Annotated in this window: 15 protein-coding genes; all 15 read left to right on the plus strand. The window is 44.6% G+C overall.

The annotated features are described in order from the left end of the window. The first annotated feature begins 245 nt into the window (after positions 1–245). The 15 genes from hprK (at position 246) to trxB (ending at position 13,880) form a co-directional block, all read left to right on the plus strand. On the plus strand, positions 246–1,175 hold the full coding sequence (gene hprK, locus V7161_RS21325; RefSeq protein WP_335714883.1) for an HPr(Ser) kinase/phosphatase: 930 nt from the start codon (positions 246–248) through the stop codon (positions 1,173–1,175). 20 nt (positions 1,176–1,195) lie between these two features. Further along, positions 1,196–2,014 (plus strand): prolipoprotein diacylglyceryl transferase, encoded by an 819-nt coding sequence (gene lgt, locus V7161_RS21330; protein ID WP_335714884.1) that lies wholly within the window; start codon positions 1,196–1,198, stop codon positions 2,012–2,014. Between the two features lie 19 nt (positions 2,015–2,033). Further along, positions 2,034–3,002 carry a nucleoside recognition domain-containing protein gene (locus V7161_RS21335; RefSeq protein ID WP_335714885.1) on the plus strand — a complete coding sequence of 323 codons (969 nt, stop codon included), beginning with the start codon at positions 2,034–2,036 and terminating at the stop codon, positions 3,000–3,002. Further along, positions 2,971–3,615 carry a pyrophosphatase PpaX gene (ppaX, locus tag V7161_RS21340; RefSeq protein ID WP_335714886.1) on the plus strand — a complete coding sequence of 215 codons (645 nt, stop codon included), beginning with the start codon at positions 2,971–2,973 and terminating at the stop codon, positions 3,613–3,615. The genes V7161_RS21335 and ppaX overlap by 32 nt, the downstream gene beginning before the upstream one ends. A gap of 4 nt (positions 3,616–3,619) precedes the next feature. Beyond that, positions 3,620–4,156: an acyltransferase gene (locus V7161_RS21345; RefSeq protein WP_335714887.1), complete on the plus strand. Its 537-nt coding sequence runs from the start codon at positions 3,620–3,622 to the stop codon at positions 4,154–4,156. A 334-nt stretch (positions 4,157–4,490) separates the two neighbouring features. Further along, positions 4,491–5,663, plus strand: coding sequence for an ATP phosphoribosyltransferase regulatory subunit (locus V7161_RS21350; protein ID WP_335714888.1), 1,173 nt, complete (start codon positions 4,491–4,493; stop codon positions 5,661–5,663). Then, positions 5,656–6,288 carry an ATP phosphoribosyltransferase gene (gene hisG / locus V7161_RS21355; RefSeq protein WP_335714889.1) on the plus strand — a complete coding sequence of 211 codons (633 nt, stop codon included), beginning with the start codon at positions 5,656–5,658 and terminating at the stop codon, positions 6,286–6,288. The genes V7161_RS21350 and hisG overlap by 8 nt, the downstream gene beginning before the upstream one ends. A 1-nt stretch (position 6,289) precedes the next feature. Further along, positions 6,290–7,567: a histidinol dehydrogenase gene (hisD, locus tag V7161_RS21360; protein ID WP_335714890.1), complete on the plus strand. Its 1,278-nt coding sequence runs from the start codon at positions 6,290–6,292 to the stop codon at positions 7,565–7,567. 42 nt (positions 7,568–7,609) lie between these two features. Continuing rightward, the gene (gene hisB / locus V7161_RS21365) at positions 7,610–8,197 is read left to right on the plus strand and encodes an imidazoleglycerol-phosphate dehydratase HisB (RefSeq protein ID WP_335714891.1); all 588 of its coding nucleotides are present in this window, start codon (positions 7,610–7,612) and stop codon (positions 8,195–8,197) included. A gap of 160 nt (positions 8,198–8,357) precedes the next feature. Continuing rightward, entirely contained in the window at positions 8,358–8,987 is a 630-nt protein-coding gene (gene hisH / locus V7161_RS21370; RefSeq protein WP_335714892.1) for an imidazole glycerol phosphate synthase subunit HisH, read from the plus strand. Further along, positions 8,984–9,715 (plus strand): 1-(5-phosphoribosyl)-5-[(5-phosphoribosylamino)methylideneamino]imidazole-4-carboxamide isomerase, encoded by a 732-nt coding sequence (gene hisA, locus V7161_RS21375; RefSeq protein ID WP_335714893.1) that lies wholly within the window; start codon positions 8,984–8,986, stop codon positions 9,713–9,715. The genes hisH and hisA overlap by 4 nt, the downstream gene beginning before the upstream one ends. Continuing rightward, positions 9,712–10,473, plus strand: a complete 762-nt coding sequence (gene hisF, locus V7161_RS21380) for an imidazole glycerol phosphate synthase subunit HisF (RefSeq protein WP_335714894.1) — start codon at positions 9,712–9,714, stop codon at positions 10,471–10,473. Before hisA ends, hisF begins: the two co-directional genes overlap by 4 nt. Next, positions 10,470–11,087 (plus strand): bifunctional phosphoribosyl-AMP cyclohydrolase/phosphoribosyl-ATP diphosphatase HisIE, encoded by a 618-nt coding sequence (hisIE, locus tag V7161_RS21385; RefSeq protein WP_335714895.1) that lies wholly within the window; start codon positions 10,470–10,472, stop codon positions 11,085–11,087. Before hisF ends, hisIE begins: the two co-directional genes overlap by 4 nt. 250 nt (positions 11,088–11,337) lie before the next feature. Continuing rightward, the gene (locus tag V7161_RS21390) at positions 11,338–12,825 is read left to right on the plus strand and encodes a tetratricopeptide repeat protein (RefSeq protein ID WP_335714896.1); all 1,488 of its coding nucleotides are present in this window, start codon (positions 11,338–11,340) and stop codon (positions 12,823–12,825) included. A gap of 104 nt (positions 12,826–12,929) precedes the next feature. Next, complete coding sequence (gene trxB, locus V7161_RS21395) at positions 12,930–13,880, plus strand: thioredoxin-disulfide reductase (RefSeq protein ID WP_335714897.1); 951 nt, start codon at positions 12,930–12,932, stop codon at positions 13,878–13,880. Positions 13,881–13,989 lie beyond the last annotated feature (109 nt).

Consider the following 13,989-nt stretch of genomic DNA (forward strand, 5'->3'; position numbering starts at 1 on the left):
ACAAAGGTGCCAGTTTAATTTAATGGGTACGTACTTTTTTTAGTGAACGAAAGTATGGTTATCCAACAAAAAATGCTAAAATAGAGGGAAAGTTTAAATTTGAGAAATGTCTAGCTTCAGCGCCTAGGGGCTCTCGGGTCTACAGCCAATCCGTCGAAAAGGTAAAAAGCAACCTTTCCGCCGGTGTCTTATGCTTGTCGCCCCTGGTCAAGGCGCTTACGCTTTTCAATGAAGGAGTGAGCTTCTTGCCAAAAGTACGTACGAAAGATATATTGGAAAAATTTAATCTAGAATTGGTGAGTGGTGAGGAAGGAATCAACCGTCCGATTACCACGAGTGATATATCCCGTCCAGGAATTGAAATGGCCGGCTATTTCGAATTTTATCCGGCTGAACGGATTCAGCTTTTAGGAAAAACGGAATTGTCCTTTTTCCAAGAGCTTTCGAAGAATGAGAAAATTTCTAGGATGGAGCGTTTATGCACCGACATTACGCCAGCCATCATTGTCACAAGAGATATCGAGGTTCCAGTCGAATTAATTGAAGCATCGGAACGCGAATCGGTTCCAGTGCTGCGGGCAGCAATGAAAACAACTCGTTTTTCCAGCCGCCTGACGAACTTTTTGGAAAGTAAGCTCGCTCCGACTACCGCCGTCCACGGCGTCCTTGTTGACGTATACGGAATTGGTGTTTTAATTACCGGTAAAAGCGGCGTCGGAAAAAGTGAAACGGCGCTGGAATTAGTCAAACGCGGACACCGTCTGGTTGCCGATGATTGTGTAGAAATCCGCCAGGAGGACCAAGACACATTGGTCGGGACTTCGCCGGATTTAATTGAGCATTTATTAGAAATCCGAGGCTTAGGAATTATCAATGTTATGACGCTTTTTGGAGCAGGTGCTGTCCGCAGTAATAAACGAATCACCCTGGTCATGAATTTAGAAATCTGGGATTCCAAGAAGCAATATGACCGCCTCGGCTTAGACGAAGAGAAAATGAAAATTATTGATACTGAGGTCACGAAGCTGACAGTACCGGTTCGTCCCGGACGAAACCTTGCTGTTATTATTGAGGTGGCCGCGATGAATTACCGTCTAAAAAGAATGGGAGTTAATGCAGCCCAGCAGTTTACCGAGCGTCTTTCTGATGTGATTGAAGACGGCGAACATGATTAATAGAAAGGGGAAATTAATAGATGAATGAAAAGATTCAGCCGCTGGATCCAATTGCCTTTACACTTGGTCCAATTCAAGTGCACTGGTACGGGATTATCATTGGTTCAGGCCTGGCATTAGCACTGTTTCTTGCGATAAGAGAAGCCAATCGCCGGGGATTGCCGAAGGACACCTTTGCCGATTTGATGTTATGGGCGATTCCGATCGCGATTATTTCGGCCCGCATTTATTATGTGATTTTTGAATGGAAGTATTATGTGAACCATCCGGTAGACATCCCAAAAATCTGGAATGGCGGGATTGCCATTCATGGGGCGTTGATTGGCTCTGTTCTGACCACATATGTTTTTGCCAGAAAAAGAGGAATCTCCTTCTGGAAAATCGCCGACATTGCCGCTCCGAGCATCATCCTTGGCCAAGCCATTGGCCGCTGGGGGAATTTCATGAATCAGGAAGCACATGGCGGCGAAGTGACCCGCTCTTTCCTGGAGAACCTGCATTTACCAGATTTTATTATCAATCAGATGTATATTAATGGAGCATATTACCATCCGACCTTCCTATATGAATCTCTTTGGGATTTTGCCGGCTTTATCCTGCTGATGCTGCTGCGCCGTGTAAATTTCCGCCGCGGGGAACTGTTTTTATCCTATGTCATTTGGTATTCCGTCGGCCGCTTTTTCGTCGAAGGCTTGCGCACGGATAGTTTAATGCTGGGAAGCCTGCGAATGGCGCAAACGATTTCGATTGCGTTAATTGTGGCAGCGGTCGCGATTTTAATTTTTCGACGCAAGAGGAACCTATCAGAAACACGATATTTAGATCAAGCAAATAGTTAAAAGGGGAAGATTTGGAGAAATGCTGTTAAACTCATGCAAAAAGGGGTTACTGGTCGGCATAAAGACAACATGGACATTAGGGAAAATTATTTTTCCAGTTACCCTGATTGTGGCAATTCTGCAATATACACCGCTGTTGCCTTGGGTAATGAATCTGATTTCTCCCTTAATGAATCTGCTCGGTTTATCAGGAGATGCGGCCATTCCGCTCGTTCTAGGAAACTTCTTGAACCTTTATGCGGCCATTGGAGCCATCCTGACTCTTGATTTTTCAGTAAAAGAAGTATTTATTCTAGCGGTAATGCTCTCATTCTCACATAATTTATTCATTGAATCCAGTGTGGCCATGAAAGCGGGCGTGAAGCTTTGGATTGTGCTTGTCACAAGACCTGGCCTGGCGCTGCTTTCTGCTGTAGTCATAAATCTTGTTTGGCATGGCGGCGGAAAGCCTGCCAAATATGGTTTGATTGAACCGAGCACAAGTCAGCCATCAGGAGTCTGGGAAATTTTAATAGAAGCGGTTCATAAAGCAGGTCTTGGTATTTTGCAATTAGCCATGATCGTCATACCGCTTATGGTTGTCATTCAAATTTTAAAAGATATCCAATGGTTGAAAAAATTTTCTAAGGGTATGGCACCTGTTACCCGGACACTTGGGATGCAAGAGAACACCTCGACGACAATGGCTGCCGGCTTATTGTTTGGCCTGGCCTATGGGGCGGGGGTGATGATTCAGGCAGTGAAAGAGGATGGTGTCAGCAAAAAGGATATTACGCTCGCATTTATTTTTCTCATGGCCTGCCATGCGGTTGTGGAGGATACATTGATCTTCCTCCCGCTCGGCATCCCTGTGTTGCCGCTGTTTATCATCCGCCTCGGAGTCGCCATTGTGTTAACATTAATTGTCGGCACCATTTGGAAACGGTCCGGACTCGTAAAAAGAAAGGAAGCAGCTTATGACGAACAAAATTACAACAATTCTGTTTGATTTAGACGGTACCTTAATTGATACCAATGAATTGATTATTACAACCTATTTGCACACGCTTGAAAAATATTACCCAAGCCGGTTCCAGCGCGAGGATGTATTGCCGTTTATGGGCCCAACCCTTCATGAAGCTTTTGGCAGCATCGATCCTGACAGGGTCGAGGAAATGATTTTAGAATATCGCGCCTTTAATATTGCCAATCATGACGAGTTGGTTAGAGAATTCGAGGGTGTTCTTGAAACGGTTCAGACCTTAAAGGAAAAAGGCTATAAGCTGGGGGTTGTGACCACAAAACGGCATGATGTCACCTTGAAGGGACTGCGTTTGATGGGGCTCGAACCATTTTTTGAAGTGATTGTGGCTTACGATCATGTGAGCAAAACCAAGCCGGATCCGGAACCAATTTTTAAAGCGTTAGAACAGCTTGGTTCGGCGCCTGACGAAGCTATCATGGTTGGCGATAATTATCATGATATCTTGGCTGGGAAAAATGCCGGAACCCAAACGGCCGGCTGTGCCTGGTCGATAAAGGGCAGAGAGTATATTGCCAAATATGAACCTGATTACATCTTGGAGAACATGACTGATTTATTACCAATCCTCGGAGTGTGAGAATATGAGGAATACGACCCGCTATCCTGTTGAAGGGGCGAACTCCCTTTGGCATGTTTACAAAACGGTGCCATTTTGGAAGGTTGTCAAAAATTTTATTGTCATCCAGATGGCTCGCTATACACCATTTTTAGGGATGAAAAATTGGCTGTATCGCACGTTCCTTGGTCTAAAGGTCGGGGATCAGACCTCGTTCGCCTTAATGGTTATGCTGGATGTAATGTTTCCCGAAAAAATTAGTGTCGGCCGCAATACGGTAATCGGCTATAATACGACGATTCTAGCCCATGAGTATTTGATAAAAGAATACCGGCTGGGGCCAGTTGAGATTGGCAGCGAAGTGATGATCGGTGCGAACTCCACGATTCTTCCCGGAGTCACGATTGGCGACGGAGCGATTGTCTCGGCCGGCACCTTGGTGCATAAAGATGTACCTGCTGGGACGTTTGTCGGCGGAAACCCGATGCGGGTCATTTATACGAAGGAACAGCTAGAAGAGCGCTGGGCACAAGATGTGATTTATGGTAAAAAGAATTTTTAGTCTGGTCTTTGTGATCAGGCTTTTTTTATGCGCTTTTTTTATGGTGGATTCGGAATCTAGCGGAATAAATAGGAGGGTCCGCGGAATTCTCCTTCGAATCCACGGAATTCCGGCTGGAATCGGCGGAATTATACTCAAGATTCGCGGAATTCCCCAATATATCCGCGAAAAAACTTCAAAAACCTGCGGGATTTTTCCCAGGCTTGCAGAAACTATCTATAACATCAGGATTTTTTCATTGACGAAAAATCACATAAGGGGTAAACTACAAATAACTTTAACTTATTAGCACTTTAGCAGAGTAAAGGAAAATTAATGATAAAGGATGAACAGGATGAGTCGCTTGTTTATGTTTGAAAAGCCTTTGGGCATGCGGGACACGCTACCGGAGTTATTTGAAAAAAAGCATCGTGTTCGTTCATTAATGGCGGAAACGATCAAACTTTGGGGCTATCAATTTATTGAAACACCTACCCTGGAATACTACGAAACCGTTGGAGCGGCATCAGCTATTCTTGATGCGCAGCTTTTTAAATTATTAGATAAAGAAGGCCACACACTTGTGCTGAGGCCCGACATGACGTCACCAATTGCCCGCGTAGCGGCATCAAAGCTGCTAGAAGAGGATCTTCCCGTCCGCCTTGCTTATTCCGCGAATGTATTCCGGGCCCAGCAGCGCGAGGGTGGCCGGCCAGCCGAGTTCGAGCAAATTGGGATTGAATCTCTAAACGATGAAACGGTCACCTGTGACGGTGAAGTTATTTCCTTATTGGTCACTTCCTTAAAAAATGCAGGCCTACAGGAATTTCAAGTATCCATTGGACATATCAGCTTTGCGCAGGAATTATTTTTGCAAATCCTTGGAACGGAAGAGCGGGCTGATTCCTTACGAAAATTTTTATATGAAAAAAATTATGTCGGCTATCGGGAGCATGTTAAATTACTTAACCTGTCGTCAATCGATAAACAGCGCCTTCTCCAATTCCTAGAATTACGCGGCGGCGAAGAGGTTATTGGCAAAGCCCTCGACTTAATTGAAAATGGGCAAGGGAAGCTGGCCATCCTGCAGCTGAAGGAATTATGGGATGTGGTCAACGACTATGGCATCCAAGAGCATGTAAAGTTTGATTTTACCATTGTCAGCCATATGAGCTATTATTCGGGAATTCTCTTCGAAGTATATGCCGGGAATGTCGGCTTCCCAATTGGCAATGGAGGCCGCTATAGCTTGATTGAAAAGTTTGGGAAAAATGCAAGTGCAACAGGATTTGCTGTTCGCATTGATATGCTTTTAGAAGCACTAGGGGATACCAAAACGGACAATTCAACCCACTGTATTTTTTTCAGCCAGGAGCGGCGCAAGGAAGCTTTTCAATTGGCAAAAAGTATGCATGAACAGGGAGTAAAAGCTGTGCTTCAGGACATCACTGGAGTAAAAAATATCGATGCTTTCACGAAGAAGTTTGCCAATACGACCTTTTATATAGGAGGGCGCGGCGATGAATAATATATTAACAATTGCAATGCCAAAAGGGCGCATTTTTGAAGAAGCGGTAGTATTGCTGCGAAAAGCCGGCTACCAGCTGCCCCCGGAATTTGATGATTCGCGTAAATTGATCATCGAAGTCCCTGAAGAAGCATTAAGGTTTATTTTATCAAAGCCAATGGATGTAGCTACCTATGTCGAACATGGCGTCGCGGATGTCGGGATTGCTGGTAAGGATGTATTGCTTGAGGAAGAGCGCGATGTTTACGAACTGCTTGACCTTAAAATCAGCTATTGCTACTTAGCGGTGGCCGGTCTTCCTGATACCAAAATGAATGATGTTGCCCCAAGAGTTGCGACAAAATACCCAAATGTTGCGGAAGCTTATTTTCGCGAGCAAGGGGAGCAGGTTGAGATTATTAAATTAAATGGTTCGATTGAACTTGCACCCTTAATCGGGTTATCCGATCGGATCGTCGATATCGTTTCTACAGGACGAACGTTAAAGGAAAATGGTTTGGTTGAATATGAAAGAATAGTCGATGTCACATCCCGTCTGGTTGTGAATCCGGTCAGCTACCGTTTAAAGGACCAACAAATTAACGATCTAGTGAAACGACTTAGTGAAGTTGTGGAGGTTTGGTAACATGAAAATACTAAAAGTTGCTGAAGGAGTATCAATCAAACGCTCCATTGAAGCCGGGACCTCCGAGCAGCAGGAAGTCGTTAAAGCGGTAATTGCAAACATTCGCAGTCGTGGCGATGAGGCATTAAGAGAGTATACAGAAAAGTTCGACCGCGTCCTTTTAGATTCTTTTTTCGTAAATGAAAAAGAAATAAACGAGGCCTACGAGCAGGTTGACGAACAATTTATCTCCATTGTCCAGGAAGCGGCCGAAAATATCCGAAAGTTTCACGAAAAACAATTGCGTCCATCGTGGATGACGACAGAAGAGAACGGAACCATTCTTGGTCAAAAAATGACCCCGCTTGATTCGGTTGGCGTGTATGTACCTGGCGGAACAGCTGCCTACCCCTCATCGGTTCTGATGAATGTGATACCGGCAAAGGTGGCAGGGGTTAAACGAATTGTCATGGTGTCACCGCCGGACCGGGAAGGAAAAATACCTGCTGCTGTTCTTGTTGCAGCAAAGGAAGCGGGTGTCAAAGAAATTTATAAAGTAGGCGGCGCTCAGGCCATCGCTGCATTAGCCTATGGAACCGAGTCTATCGCCTCCGTTGATAAAATTACCGGCCCAGGAAATATCTATGTGGCGCTGGCAAAACGTGAGGTATATGGCGACGTTGATATCGATATGATTGCCGGACCAAGTGAGATTGCTATTTTAGCAGATGAAACAGCAAGGGCCGACGAGGTGGCAGCAGACCTTTTATCACAGGCTGAGCATGATCCGCGTGCTTGCAGCGTTCTAGTCACTCCGTCACATAAACTGGCTGAAGAGGTTTCACAAGAAGTCGAAAAGCAGCTGGCACTTTTGCCTCGGAAAGAAATTGCCGCCCAATCGATTAACGATTACGGTGCCATTTATGTAACAGCGGATATAGAGGAAGCGGTTGAAACGGTCAACCAGCTGGCGCCGGAGCACCTAGAGGTCATTACAGAAAACGCAATGGAGCTGCTAGGGAAAATTCGCCATGCCGGAGCCATTTTTATCGGCCGTTATAGCTCTGAGCCTGTCGGTGATTATTTTGCCGGTCCGAACCATGTGCTCCCGACCAATGGAACAGCACGATTCTCAAGCCCGCTTAACGTTGATGATTTTCAAAAGAAATCAAGCGTGATTATATATAGTGAAAAAGCCTTAAAAGATAATGGCGAAAAAATTGCAGCGTTCGCCCGTATGGAAGGGCTTGAGGCCCACGCCCGGGCCGTCGAAATAAGATTAGAAAATGATCGTAAGTAGTTTATTTGCGGAATTAAAAAACTCAAGGGGGATTCCAATCTCATGGAAAGAGTAGCAAGCATTGAACGGAATACAAATGAAACTAAGATTCAGCTATCGTTAGCGATTGACGGGGAAGGCCGCTCCAATCTTGAAACGGGCGTGCCTTTTATGGACCATATGCTCGATTTGTTTACAAAACACGGTCAATTTAATTTAACGGTTGATGCAAAAGGCGATATTGAAGTGGATGACCATCATACAACCGAAGATATTGGAATTTGTTTAGGACAGACGCTGCGCGAAGCACTTGGCGATAAACGCGGTATCAAGCGATATGGTAATGCCTTTGTTCCAATGGATGATGCACTGGCACAGGTCGTCGTGGACCTCAGCAACCGACCGCACCTCGAAATGCGTGCAGAATTCCCGTCACAGAAGGTGGGAACCTTTGACACCGAACTAGTTCATGAATTTCTCTGGAAGCTCGCCCTTGAAGCGCGAATGAACCTCCATGTAATTGTTCATTATGGTAAAAATACACATCATATGATCGAAGCTGTTTTTAAAGCATTGGGACGAGCCCTAGATGATGCAACCACCATCGACCCACGCATCAAAGGAGTTCCATCCACAAAGGGTATGTTATAGAAAACGGATGGTGTCAGGCACCACAAAAAGACATTTTACAACATTTGTCCACCTGGAAAGGACAACTTTTATTGCGAGCAACAGTGTCCATTCCAGACGTACAAATATTGTGGATTGTCCACGGATGGTGTCAGGCACCATGAAAGGACTGTTGTAAAGAATGATTGGCATTGTGGACTATGGTATGGGAAATCTTTTCAGCGTTAGTAAGGCCCTTGAACGGTTAGGTGCTGATTATTTTGTTTCCGCTGATCAGGATAAATTGCTGCAGGCAGATGCGTTACTGCTTCCGGGAGTTGGTGCGTTCCGCGATGCGATGGAGCGGCTGCCAGCGGAAATGATCAAAGAATTTGCCAAGACAGGAAAACCGCTGCTCGGGATTTGCCTTGGCATGCAGCTGTTGTTTGAAAGCAGTGAGGAAAATGGCTTTACAGAAGGACTCGGGCTGCTTCCAGGCAGTGTCCGCCGTTTCCCGGGCCGGACTCCTGATGGTGACCAATATAAGGTTCCTCATATGGGCTGGAATAGACTAGAATTCGTAAAAGAATCACCCTTACTTAAAAACCTTGAGGAAGATTATGTGTATTTTGTGCATTCCTATTTTGTAAATGCTGAAAAGTCTTCCGATGTACTCCTCGCAAAAGCTGACTACCATGAACAAGTTTCAGCGGTTGTTGGCAGGGATAATATTTTCGGGATGCAATTTCATCCTGAAAAAAGCAGCAAGCTGGGGATGGCCCTTCTCAATAATTTTTTAATAATGGTAGAAGAAAGGAAGGCAATTCGATGAGCATCACGATTTATCCGGCGATTGATATGCGCGGAGGAAACTGCGTCCGTCTTCTTCAGGGGGACTACGGCAAAGAAACAATTTACGGTGATTCGCCATTTGATATGGCGCAGCAATTTGCGGCAGAAGGGGCCGAGTGGATTCACATGGTTGATCTTGACGGTGCGAAAGATGGCAAGCGTGTCAATGACCGTTTCGTGATTGAGGCAGCGCAAAAACTAAACAAGGTAAAAATTCAAATTGGCGGCGGCATTCGTTCGGAGGCAGACATCCTCCATTATCTTGAAAATGGTATTGATCGAGTCATCATCGGAAGTATTGCCGTTTCTAATCCTGAATTTGCCATTGATATGATTAAAAAATACGGCGCCAAAATTGCTGTAGGAATTGATGCGAAAAATGGCTATGTGGCTACACATGGCTGGGTCGATACTTCAGAACTGAAGGCAGTGGACCTCGGCAAACGCTTTGCTGACGCCGGAGCGGAAACATTTATCTTTACCGATATTGCAACGGATGGCACGTTAAAAGGACCTAATATTGCCGCTGTTTGTGAAATGGCTGAAGTAACTGGAAAAAATGTCATTGCCTCAGGCGGAGTCAGCAGTCTAGCAGATTTAAAGGCATTGTCTGTAGAAAAAGGTATTGGCGGGGCCATCGTTGGTAAAGCCCTTTATGAAAACCGGTTTACCTTGAAGGAAGCGCTGGAAGAGGTGGGGGCAAAATGACACTGACAAAACGAATCATCCCCTGCCTTGATGTAAAGGAAGGCCGGGTTGTGAAGGGGATCCAGTTCGTACAGCTTCGCGATGCCGGGGATCCAGTTGAGCTTGCACGCTTTTACGATGAACAAGGGGCAGACGAGCTGGTGTTTCTTGATATCTCAGCTTCGGTTGAAGGCAGAAAAACAATGGTTGAAGTCGTCAAAGCAGTCGCCTCTGAACTCGCGATTCCATTCACAGTTGGCGGAGGCATTAATGCATTAGAAGATATGAAGCGGATTCTCCGTGCCGGTGCCGATAAGGTTTCCCTGAATACAGCCGCTGTCTTGAATCCTGAATTAATCAGGGAAGGAGCCGACTTCTTTGGCTCACAGTGTATTGTCGTGGCCATTGATGCCAAGTTTGATGAAGAACTTGGGGAGTGGCGTGTGTATACCCATGGCGGCCGAAAGCCTACAGATAAAAAAGTAGTCGAATGGGCCAGGGAAGCGGCAGATCTCGGCGCAGGAGAAATTTTATTAACGAGCATGGATAGTGATGGAGAGAAGAATGGATTCGATCTTTCACTAACAAAAGCTGTAAGTGAAGCAGTAACAATTCCGGTCATTGCCTCAGGTGGTGCCGGGAATGCCGGTCATTTTGAAGAAGCCTTCTTAGATGGAAAAGCCGATGCCGCCCTGGCAGCTTCGATTTTCCATTACAAAGAAACCTCTGTCCATGAAGTCAAAAGCTATTTGCTGGAAAAAGGAGTGACCGTTCGATGAACGTTCGATTTGATGAAAAGGGCCTTGTGCCTGCAATTATCCAGGATGCCGGAACGAAAGAAGTGTTGACGCTCGCCTATATGAATGAGGAATCGCTCGCCAAAACGATTGAAACGGGGGAAACATGGTTTTACAGCCGTTCCCGCCAGGAATTGTGGCATAAAGGAGCGACAAGCGGCAATACGCAAAAGGTCGTCAGCATCAACTATGACTGTGATCAGGATGCCTTACTTGTGCTTGTTTACCCAAAAGGGCCAGCCTGTCATACTGGCGCGGTAAGCTGTTTTTCTGAAGGCGTCTTGGATCGAAAAACAAGCCTTGAGGACTATCAAATTTTACAAACGCTTGAAAAAGTTATTTTGGAGCGCGAACAGGAGCGGCCTGAAGGGGCGTATACAACTTATCTTTTTGAAAAAGGCGTCGATAAAATATTGAAAAAAGTCGGCGAAGAGGCAGCGGAAGTCATCATAGCCGCGAAAAATCGCGATCAAGAAGAACTTCGCTGGGAAGCGGCGGATTTGCTTTACCACTTGCAGGTATTGTTAGTGGAACAGGGGCTGCCATTCCGCGAAGTGCTGCGAACATTAGAAGAAAGACACAAGGACCGGTCCTAATGAAGGATCGGTTTTTTTCATACAAAATAACTTCTGAATTCTACGAAAATTGGAATGCTTCTACAAAAATTACGCTGCTTTCTACAAAACCTGGTCCGAATTCTTCAAAAATAATATCGGATTCTACAAATGTTGGAAATCAGGTGGAAAACAGCGAATTCACTCGGATTAATTCTACATTGAAGCCCTTCTCGGACAACGCGGATATGTGTTATACTACATAAGTTATTAAAGGATGATGGAGGACTTCATGGTTAAAGACGCAAAGGCAAGAATTCAAAAGGGGAAAATCCTTACATTTGTTCCAACGGGGGAATATTATTTCACGAAAGGTTTAAAGGCATACCATCGACGTGATTTTACTAAAGCAAAAAAATATCTTGGGCGGGCGATACAGCTTGAGCCGGGTGAACCGATGATTACATGCCAGTTGGCGATCGTGTCAACAGAACTGGGCGAATTTGAAAATTCCAACCGACTCTTGCATCTCATCCTTGAAGAACTGGATTCAGAAATGGTAGAATGCCACTACTTTTTAGCAAATAATTATGCCCATTTGGGATTTTTTAAAGATGCTTATCACCATGCCAAGCTATATTTACAGCTTGACCCGGATGGTGATTTTTCAGAGGACACAGAGGATTTGCTTGAACTGCTAACTCTTGAATCCGATGAGTTTGAGGAAGAGCTTTATGAAGAGGATGACTTGATTGTCAAACAGGAACAGGCCCGCGACCTTCTGGAGTCAGGATACTTTCCAAAGGCAATCGAACTGTTAAACGATGTCGTCAAAGAATATCCGGAATACTGGTCTGCCTATAACAACTTAGCGCTCGCCTATTTTTACTTAGGGAAAGCGGAAAAGGCCAAAGCTATTCTTAACGATGTCCTGGAACGGAATCCGGGGAATCTGCATGCCCTATGCAACATGCTGGTGTTTGCACATTATCAAGGTCAAGCCGAAAACGTTACAAATCTGCTTGAAGTCTTGAAAAAAATTCAACCGATGCTTAGCGAACATCAATTTAAATTAGGTGCTTCTTTCGCTTTGGTCGGCGAATATGAACATGCCTATTTATGGTTGAAAAAGCTTTATAAGTATGGTTTTAATGGTGACGGACCGTTTTATTACTGGCTCTCTTACTCTGCTTATTACACTGGTAATGAAACTTTTGCAATCAATATTTGGAAAAAAGTAATTGAGATCAATCCTGATAAAGAAGGGACTGAGCCTTGGAATATTGAGCAGGCAGCCGGTTTTGAGGATCATTCCGGATCCATTTTTCAAAAACTCGAAAGCGACTATGCCGAAGAACGCTTATTTGCCCTTTTCCTAACAACCGTTTCTGATAAAAAAGAGGAGATTCTCACTTCAAAACGGTTGATTCAAAATCAGAAATTCACTGCCTTGGAAAAAGAATATATATCTCTTATCCGCTCAGGAAGACCAACGGTAGCAGCTGATGCCCAAGAAATTGCTGAGATTTTTTATGAAAACCATCAGCCGATTGGAACCATTGAGGCTGGGCTTTACCTTATGTGGTTTTCAGTATTCATTGAAGTTTCCAAAGCAAATGTCCATTTGAAAAATAAACGGGCCTGGGCAGCAGCTGTAGAATATGTCTGGCATAAAATGCGCAGTGAAAAAGTGTCCCAGCAGGAGATTGCCGGACGCTACGGAGTATCGTCGGCCACGATTGGAAAATATGTAAAATTAGTGAATGACTATCTTAACTAGGCTGTCAATTTGAGCATAAAATTAGACTATAATATCATTGTTTTATACGATTAAGTTGGAAATACTAAACTTAATCTTTTTTGTTATTTAAGGAGTGAAACAGCATGTCTGAAGAAAAAATTTATGACGTTATTATTGCCGGTGCTGGTCCTGCTGGGATGACAGCGGCTGTTTATACATCACGTGCAAATCTATCCACGCTTATGATTGAACGAGGGATGCCGGGCGGTCAGATGGCCAATACCGAAGACGTAGAAAACTATCCGGGTTTTGAGAGCATCTTAGGTCCTGATCTATCCACCAAAATGTTTGAGCATGCGAAAAAGTTTGGTGCTGAATATGCCTATGGCGATATTAAAGAAATCGTTGACCATGGCGACTATAAAGTTGTAACCGCTGGTTCTAAGCAATATAAAGCCTATTCCGTGATTATTTCAACCGGTGCCGAGTATAAAAAAGTCGGTGTTCCTGGTGAAAAAGAGTTGGGCGGTCGCGGCGTTTCCTATTGTGCAGTTTGTGATGGAGCGTTCTTCAAAGGTAAAGAGCTTTATGTTATCGGCGGCGGCGACTCTGCAGTTGAAGAAGGAGTTTACTTAACCCGCTTCGCTTCCAAGGTTACGATCGTTCATCGCCGTGATCAGCTGCGCGCGCAAAAAATTCTTCAAGACCGTGCATTTGCCAACGAAAAGATTGACTTTATCTGGAATCATACGGTGAAATCGATTAATGATACAAATGGAAAAGTGGGCAGCGTAACGCTGGTTTCGACGGAAAATGGCGAAGAGAAAGAACTGCCAGCAGACGGAGTGTTTATTTATATCGGAATGGTCCCTCTTTCAAAGCCATTTGAGAGCCTTGGAATTACTAATGAAAATGGTTATATCGAAACAAATGAGTTGATGGAAACCAAGGTTCCAGGGATTTTTGCAGCTGGGGATATACGCGAAAAAACTCTTCGCCAGATTGTAACAGCTACCGGTGACGGCAGTATCGCTGCTTCAAGTGCCGCCCATTATGTGGAAGAATTAAAGGAAGAAATGAAATTAAAACAATAATTGTGTGTGGAAAACGCTTCCAAAAAAGTTACTCGGTTTTAACTCTCCTGTAACAATAGTGAAATATTGATAAGGTATGATAAAGGAAATTGACCCCCTTTAAAAATAT

The organism is Neobacillus drentensis, assembly GCF_036965425.1.
Classification (GTDB): domain Bacteria; phylum Bacillota; class Bacilli; order Bacillales; family Cytobacillaceae; genus Neobacillus; species Neobacillus drentensis_F.